Origin of the sequence: Vibrio sp. vnigr-6D03, from assembly GCF_002835515.1 — a bacterium.
Taxonomy (GTDB): Bacteria; Pseudomonadota; Gammaproteobacteria; order Enterobacterales; family Vibrionaceae; genus Vibrio; species Vibrio penaeicida.
The window spans coordinates 236,462-243,754 of record NZ_PIZL01000015.1; the positions used below are offsets into that span (position 1 = coordinate 236,462).

The window sequence follows — 7,293 nt, forward strand, 5'->3', positions numbered from 1 at the left end:
TTGAGTGACAAAAAGAAGAGTAATGGAGTCGCATAGCTGAAAAGTGATATCCTTGCGCCGCTTCCAATCTTACTGACAGGAAACCTCATAATGAACAAATTGGTATTAGCGACAGGAAATCAGGGCAAAGTAAAAGAAATGGCAACCCTGCTGTCTGAATTCGGCTTCGATGTATTGGCACAAAGCGAATTCAATGTTTCCTCAGTGGCAGAAACTGGTACAACATTTATCGAAAATGCCATCATCAAAGCCCGACACGCTGCAAAAGAAACGGGGCTGCCCGCTATCGCAGACGATTCTGGTCTTGAGGTGGACTTTCTAAAAGGCGCGCCTGGCATCTACTCTGCACGCTACGCTGGAGAAGATGCTTCTGACCAAGATAACCTTGAAAAGCTCTTACAAGCGATGACAGACGTACCAGAAGCACAAAGAACGGCTCGCTTCCATTGTGTATTGGTATTAATGCGTCATGAAAACGATCCTACGCCCATTGTTTGCCATGGAAAATGGGAAGGAAAGATCCTAACTCAAGCGCACGGTGAAAATGGTTTCGGCTACGACCCTATTTTCTATGTACCGGAAGATAATTGCGCATCTGCGGAATTAGATCCTATTCGCAAGAAGCAACTTTCCCACCGTGGAAAGGCCTTAAGCCAGCTATTTGACCAGCTTAAGCAGCAAGGCATCTAACGTCTTATGCTCACACCACCTGCGTTAAGCCTTTATGTACACATCCCTTGGTGTGTACAAAAGTGCCCCTATTGTGATTTCAATTCTCATGCACTCAAAGCTGATATACCCGAGGCAGAGTACATTGCTGCACTGCTCGAAGATCTCGATACAGACATAGAGCGGTACAAGCTCAATGACAACCCGAGACTGCTGCATTCGATCTTTATTGGAGGCGGTACACCAAGCTTGATTTCGGCAGAAGGTATCTCAGATTTACTCCACGGTATTGAGCAGCGGCTTCCTTTTAAGCCAGATATCGAAATTACGATGGAAGCCAATCCGGGGAGCATTGAAGCCGAACGTTTTGTTGGATACCGAAAAGCAGGCGTTACTCGAATATCTATTGGTGTACAAAGCTTTGAGCAAGAAAAGCTAGAACGACTTGGTCGTGTTCATGGCAAAGAAGAAGCCGTCAACGCTGCAAAGCTTGCGCATAAGATCGGGCTAAACAGCTTTAATCTCGATCTCATGCATGGTTTACCCGATCAAAGCATAGAGCAGGCTCTCAGCGACCTAGAAAAGGCGATAGAATTAGATCCTCCGCACTTATCTTGGTATCAACTGACGATAGAACCCAATACCATGTTCTATTACAAGCCGCCGACACTGCCAGATGATGATGACTTGTGGGATATCTTCGATCTCGGACACCAAAAGTTGACCGATGCGGGTTATGTTCAATATGAAATATCCGGCTACAGCAAACCAGAGTACCAATGCCAACATAACTTAAACTATTGGCGATTTGGTGACTACCTTGGCATTGGCTGTGGTTCGCACGGAAAGATCAGTTTTGCAGATGGGCGTATTGTTCGCACCACAAAAGTGAAACATCCGCGTGGCTATTTGGCTGCGTATAAGAACATGGTCAAGCCTTACCTCGACAAAGAACAGCAAGTATCAGACGAAGACCGCCCATTTGAATTCTTTATGAATCGCTTTCGCCTGCTCGAAGCGTGCCCAAAAAAAGATTTCACCGAGATGACTGGACTGAATTTCTCTGCAATTCAAAACACAATTAGCCATGTGCTAGAGCTTGGCTACTTATCTGAAACAGAAACCCATTGGCAAGTCACCGAAAAAGGAAAGCTTTTCCTCAATGATTTGCTAGAGACCTTTATGCCAGAAGAAGATGAATAGGCAGGAAAGCTCCTGCCTAAGATTTAACTAGAATATTGAGCGACCAATACGTTCTGAAAGCAGTTCTAAAGCTCGTGTACCCGCTAAAGAATTTCCCGATGCATCGAGCTCTGGAGACCACACTGCGATAGTCATTTCACCGGGTACGATGGCAACAATCCCCCCGCCAACACCAGACTTACCCGGCATACCAACTCGATACGCAAATTCGCCTGCACCGTCATACAAACCACACGTCGCTAACAATGCGTTAAGCTGTTTTGTTTGTGTAGGTGTGATCACTTGCTTGCCAGTTTGTACCGATACCCCTTTGTTTGCCAAATAACTGAACGTTTTGGCTAAATCAACGCAGCTCATTTTTAATGCGCAGGCATGGAAGTAATTATTCAGCACGGGAATCACGTCATTTTGGAAATTACCAAACGATCGCATTAGGTAAGCAATTGCCGCATTGCGGTCGCTGTGCATCATTTCCGAGGCAGCCACCACTTTGTCGTACACAATGTGAGTATCCCCTGAAAGCTGGCGAACAAACTCCAGTAACCGCTGTCTTGGCGCAGAAAGGCGGCTATGAAGTAAATCGGCAACCACAATGGCTCCCGCATTAATAAAAGGGTTACGAGGGATCCCCTGCTCCATTTCTAGCTGAATCATCGAGTTGAATGCTTGACCCGATGGCTCTTTTCCAACTCGGCTCCAAATTTCTTCTTGTTGATACAAAACCATGGCTAACGTTAGGCTTAACGCTTTGGAAATAGACTGAATCGAAAAAGGTTCGTCGGCATCGCCAGACTGAAATACTTTTCCGTCATTGGTATAAACGGCGATCGCCAATTTTTCATTGTGAACTTTTGCTAATGCAGGAATGTAGTCGGCGACTTTGCCTTTCCCAATCAACGGTCGAACATCATCAAGTATGTTGGCAAGCAGCAAGTTTGTAGGTTTCATTAATTATTGGACCTTAATTTTTATTCTTATTGTTTTCTTTTTCACCCTTTAGAAGAGCAAAAAGCCAACATAACGTTGGCTTTTTTGGGTCTCATCACCAAATGTATTAATTGGTGTGTGCCCAGAAATAAATTGCTTCTAACCTTAGGCAGTTAGCGCTTAAAAGTTAGCTTACACGCTTAAATTTAATATCCCAAACACCATGCCCCAAACGGTGACCACGCGCCTCAAATTTAGTTAAAGGACGCTCGTCTGGCCTTGGCACAAAATCACCTTCTTCAGCAATATTTGTGTAGCCGGGTGCTTCATTCATAACTTCAATCATATGTTCTGCATAATTCTCCCAGTCGGTTGCCATATGGAAGATACCCTCTTCCAATTTTAGTTTTTGGCGAACCATTTCAGCAAAATCAAGCTGAACAATACGGCGCTTATGGTGACGTTTTTTATGCCACGGATCTGGGAAGAAAAGTTGAAGTGTCGCTAAACTGCTGTCTGGAATCATGTTTGCAAACACTTCCACCGCATCGTGACACATTACACGCAAGTTAGTAATACCCGCTTCGCGCGCTGCTGCTAGGCAAGCACCGACACCTGGGCTGTGTACTTCTATACCAATGAAGTTTTTCTCTGGTGCATTTTTTGCCATTTCAACTAATGATGCACCCATTCCGAAACCAATCTCCAGAACCACAGGGTTGTCATTACCAAATACTTCTTTCCAATCAAGAAGCTGTGATTGATAGTCGATACCCATTGTCGGCCAGCACTCATTCATCGCACTTTCCTGACCTTTGGTAAGACGCCCTTCACGACGTACAAAACTGCGAACTTTACGTACCAGTTTGCCGTCTTCAGTGTATTCGTTAGTGGTCACTTCACTCATTGATTATAGCCTGCGCATTAATTGATCAAAGCGGGGATTATCCAAAGAATTGGCGTTGGTGCAAGTGTTATTCGAAGAAAAAGCTCTTGGCAATTTCACACACTATCTCCACACACTTTGTCGGTTTTACATCCAGCCCTAAGTGTGGTGCAATTTTGCCCTTAATAAAAGCAAAAAGCAGAGCATGTCGTGACACCATTCGCAAAGGCAATTTTAACTTGGTATGACGCCTACGGGCGGAAAAGCCTACCGTGGCAACAGAACAAAACCGCTTATTCGGTTTGGCTATCTGAGATCATGCTTCAGCAGACTCAAGTCGCCACCGTCATCCCATACTACGAGCGTTTTCTTAACCGCTTTCCTACAGTAACGGATCTCGCGAATGCCGAGCAAGATGAAGTCCTGCACCTATGGACGGGGCTTGGATATTACGCACGGGCTAGAAACCTACATAAAGCAGCAAAGGAGGTCGCCGAAAAATACCAAGGTGAATTTCCAAAAGATCTGGAGAGCATGAACGCCCTTCCGGGAATTGGTCGTTCCACTGCAGCTGCCGTACTTTCGTCTGTTTACAAGCTACCCCACGCCATTCTAGACGGGAACGTAAAGCGTACATTAGCGCGTAGCTTCGCAGTTTCAGGCTGGCCAGGGCAAAAAAAAGTAGAAAATAAACTTTGGGAGTACGCTGAACAGCACACTCCAAACACCGATGTCGATAAATACAACCAAGCAATGATGGATATGGGTGCAATGATTTGTACCCGAAGCAAACCAAAATGCACGTTATGCCCAGTATCGACAATGTGTGAAAGCAACAAAAATGGGAATCAACTTGATTACCCAGGTAAAAAACCGAAAAAAGAAAAACCCGTAAAAGAGACTTGGTTTGCATTGCTCTATCACGATAACCACATATGGTTGGAACAAAGACCACAAAGTGGAATTTGGGGCGGGCTATTTTGTTTTCCTCAAAAAGAAGACCAAGAATTAGCGACAGAGTTAGACAAACGGTCAATTACGGAATCAACCATAGATGAAGAAAAAACGCTGATTGCGTTTCGTCATACTTTCAGCCATTACCATCTAGATATCACTCCTGTTTTGTTCAAACTTTCTAAACAGCCAGATATGGTAATGGAAGGAACGAAAGGTCTCTGGTATAACTTGTCACAACCTGAAGAAATTGGCTTAGCTGCTCCTGTAAAGCAGTTAATTGAAAGCCTACCCTTTGAAATAAATTAAGGAGCCATTATGAGCCGCACTGTTTTCTGTGCTCGATTGAAGAAAGACGGAGAGGGATTGGATTTTCAACTGTATCCCGGTGATCTGGGCAAGCGTATTTTTGATAACATCTCGAAAGAAGCATGGGGTATGTGGCAGCACAAGCAAACCATGCTTATCAATGAGAAGAAGCTCAACATGATGGACCCTGAGCATCGTAAAGAGCTAGAAAAAGAAATGGTCAATTTCTTGTTTGAAGGTAAAGACGTCGTCATCGATGGTTACACGCCACCGAGTGAATGATCACTTAAACGCATAACCTACCTTTACCTTTATCCCTTAAAAAGACATCATTACTTTCATTAACGGTGTCTTTTTCGGGAAAACGATGAAAAAAATAATCTACTTTTGTACTGCCTTATTACTCGTGGGATGCAGTCGTGAATTTATCGAAAACATTTATCAAGTAGATTACGAGCCCACCAATCGATTCGCCAAAAACCTCGCTGAGCTCCCTGGTCAATTCCAAAAAGACATTGCTGCACTCGATGCGCTGATGAACAGTTTCTCCATTAATATTGAAAAGAAATGGGGTAAAGCTGAAATTCGAGTGGCAGGAAAAAGCAATTACGTAAAATACATAGATAACTACCAAAGCCGCGCAGAAGTTGATTTTGCAAAAGGCAAAGTAACCATCAGTACGGTTTCTTCTACTGAACCGAAAAAACACCTTAAAAATGCCATTATCACCACGTTGCTGACACCCGATGATCCTGCAAGTGTCGATTTGTATTCATCTTCCAATATAAAACTGGAAGGTAGACCCTTTCTTTACCAACAAGTCGTAGACCAAGACAAAAAAGCAATCCAATGGAGCTGGCGCGCAAATCGTTTTGCTGATTACCTCATCGCCAATCAGTTAAAGTCACGAACTATTGATTTCAAAAAATCCTACTACGTCGAAATTCCGATGGTTAAAGACCATTTTGAGCGCCGTAGCTATAAATACGCTGACATCGTTCAAAGAGCGTCACGCAAGTATGACATCCCCGAAGATCTGATTTACGCCATTATCAAAACCGAGAGTAGCTTCAACCCTTATGCCGTTAGCTGGGCAAATGCTTATGGCTTGATGCAAGTTGTTCCTAAAACAGCAGGCCGCGACGTATTCAAACTCGTCAAAAAGAAGCCAGGGCAACCCTCTCCTGAATACTTATTCGATCCTGAAAAGAATATCGATACAGGTACCGCTTATTTCTACATTCTGAAGAACCGCTACCTAAAAAATGTGAAACACCCGACTTCTTTAGAATACAGTATGATTTCAGCCTACAACGGTGGAACCGGAGGGGTGTTAAATACGTTCAATCGTAACGACAGAAAACGTGCCATGAGAGATTTAAATTCCCTCCAACCAAATCAAGTTTATTGGGCTCTGACCAAGAAACACCCGAACAGCGAAGCTCGCCGTTATCTGGAAAAAGTGACTAAATTCAAGCGCGACTTCAATTCCGGTAAGAGTTAAGTGTTGAAACTTAGGCATATCGTTTACTTTCTCGACAAAAACACACTTTTTTGATTTTTTTTGCAAAAAGAAGTTGACGGTAAGGCTGAAAATCCGTTTAATAGCGCTCCGTCGCCCGGATAGCTCAGTCGGTAGAGCAGAGGATTGAAAATCCTCGTGTCGGTGGTTCGATTCCGCCTCCGGGCACCACAATTTGATTGTTGGTGTCTAACTTAGACGTTAACAAAGTAGCAAAGAATTTAGTGTGCCGACTTAGCTCAGTAGGTAGAGCAACTGACTTGTAATCAGTAGGTCACCAGTTCGACTCCGGTAGTCGGCACCATTCTTTTGCCTCGATAGCTCAGTCGGTAGAGCAGAGGATTGAAAATCCTCGTGTCGGTGGTTCGATTCCGCCTCGAGGCACCATTATTTGGTGCTTGTCTCAATGAGATAGCATAAATAATTCCCCCTTAGTTCAGTTGGTAGAACGGCGGACTGTTAATCCGTATGTCGCAGGTTCGAGTCCCGCAGGGGGAGCCATTTTTAAGAAGCCAAGTCGAAAGACTTGGCTTCAGACTGCTGACAAAGGTCTAGCCATCAGGCTAGACCTTTGATCTAATAGGGGTACTAGAATATGGATACTCCAACATGCTTCAAGAACCTTCTCCTCAACAGTACGAACTTGAAATGGTCACCATGGAACAACTCGTTCCTAAAGAACATTTAGTTCGCAAGATTGATAAAGCCATCGACTTCGAATTTATCCGTGATGAAGTCGCTCACCTCTATTGTAAAGATAATGGGCGCCCACCCGTTGACCCTGTACGCTTGTTTAAAATCATTCTCCTTGGCTACCTCTTCG

At 44.1% G+C, this 7,293-nt stretch carries 7 protein-coding genes, 4 tRNA genes and 1 pseudogene; 10 read left to right on the top strand and 2 right to left on the bottom strand.

Annotation, left to right across the window (positions count from 1 at the left end):
• The first annotated feature begins 90 nt into the window (after positions 1-90).
• Both CW749_RS13035 and hemW read left to right on the top strand, forming a co-directional pair.
• The gene (locus CW749_RS13035) at positions 91-690 is read left to right on the top strand and encodes an XTP/dITP diphosphatase (RefSeq protein ID WP_101112570.1); all 600 of its coding nucleotides are present in this window, start codon (positions 91-93) and stop codon (positions 688-690) included.
• A 6-nt stretch (positions 691-696) separates the two neighbouring features.
• Positions 697-1,872: a radical SAM family heme chaperone HemW gene (gene hemW / locus CW749_RS13040; RefSeq protein WP_101112571.1), complete on the top strand. Its 1,176-nt coding sequence runs from the start codon at positions 697-699 to the stop codon at positions 1,870-1,872.
• Between the two features lie 27 nt (positions 1,873-1,899).
• On the opposite strand, the gene glsB is transcribed toward hemW, so the two are convergent.
• Together glsB and trmB are read right to left on the bottom strand one after the other, a co-directional pair.
• Positions 1,900-2,820 (bottom strand): glutaminase B, encoded by a 921-nt coding sequence (gene glsB, locus CW749_RS13045; RefSeq protein ID WP_101112572.1) that lies wholly within the window; start codon positions 2,818-2,820, stop codon positions 1,900-1,902.
• Positions 2,821-2,986: 166 nt separating this feature from the next.
• Positions 2,987-3,706 carry a tRNA (guanosine(46)-N7)-methyltransferase TrmB gene (trmB, locus tag CW749_RS13050; RefSeq protein ID WP_101112573.1) on the bottom strand — a complete coding sequence of 240 codons (720 nt, stop codon included), beginning with the start codon at positions 3,704-3,706 and terminating at the stop codon, positions 2,987-2,989.
• A gap of 189 nt (positions 3,707-3,895) precedes the next feature.
• Here trmB and mutY point away from each other — a divergent pair, with 189 nt between their 5' ends.
• The 8 genes and pseudogenes from mutY to CW749_RS13090 all read left to right on the top strand — a co-directional run.
• The gene (gene mutY, locus CW749_RS13055; RefSeq protein WP_101112574.1) at positions 3,896-4,948 is read left to right on the top strand and encodes an A/G-specific adenine glycosylase; all 1,053 of its coding nucleotides are present in this window, start codon (positions 3,896-3,898) and stop codon (positions 4,946-4,948) included.
• Between the two features lie 9 nt (positions 4,949-4,957).
• Positions 4,958-5,230, top strand: coding sequence for an oxidative damage protection protein (locus tag CW749_RS13060; protein WP_101112575.1), 273 nt, complete (start codon positions 4,958-4,960; stop codon positions 5,228-5,230).
• Positions 5,231-5,315: 85 nt separating this feature from the next.
• Positions 5,316-6,452 (top strand): membrane-bound lytic murein transglycosylase MltC, encoded by a 1,137-nt coding sequence (gene mltC, locus CW749_RS13065; RefSeq protein WP_101112576.1) that lies wholly within the window; start codon positions 5,316-5,318, stop codon positions 6,450-6,452.
• Positions 6,453-6,565: 113 nt separating this feature from the next.
• Positions 6,566-6,641 (top strand) — tRNA-Phe (locus CW749_RS13070).
• A 57-nt stretch (positions 6,642-6,698) separates the two neighbouring features.
• Positions 6,699-6,774: transfer RNA gene (locus tag CW749_RS13075), tRNA-Thr, on the top strand.
• 7 nt (positions 6,775-6,781) lie between these two features.
• Positions 6,782-6,857 (top strand) — tRNA-Phe (locus CW749_RS13080).
• A 38-nt stretch (positions 6,858-6,895) separates the two neighbouring features.
• A tRNA-Asn gene (locus CW749_RS13085) sits at positions 6,896-6,971 on the top strand.
• A 108-nt stretch (positions 6,972-7,079) separates the two neighbouring features.
• Positions 7,080-7,293, top strand: a pseudogene (locus CW749_RS13090) (IS5/IS1182 family transposase); the annotation flags it as partial.

Coding starts and splice junctions, on each gene's coding strand:
- glsB (WP_101112572.1), bottom strand. CDS start 2,820: ATGAAACCTACAAACTTGCTGCTTGCCAACATACTTGATGATGTTCGA.
- mltC (WP_101112576.1), top strand. CDS start 5,316: ATGAAAAAAATAATCTACTTTTGTACTGCCTTATTACTCGTGGGATGC.
- trmB (WP_101112573.1), bottom strand. CDS start 3,706: ATGAGTGAAGTGACCACTAACGAATACACTGAAGACGGCAAACTGGTA.
- hemW (WP_101112571.1), top strand. CDS start 697: ATGCTCACACCACCTGCGTTAAGCCTTTATGTACACATCCCTTGGTGT.
- CW749_RS13060 (WP_101112575.1), top strand. CDS start 4,958: ATGAGCCGCACTGTTTTCTGTGCTCGATTGAAGAAAGACGGAGAGGGA.
- CW749_RS13035 (WP_101112570.1), top strand. CDS start 91: ATGAACAAATTGGTATTAGCGACAGGAAATCAGGGCAAAGTAAAAGAA.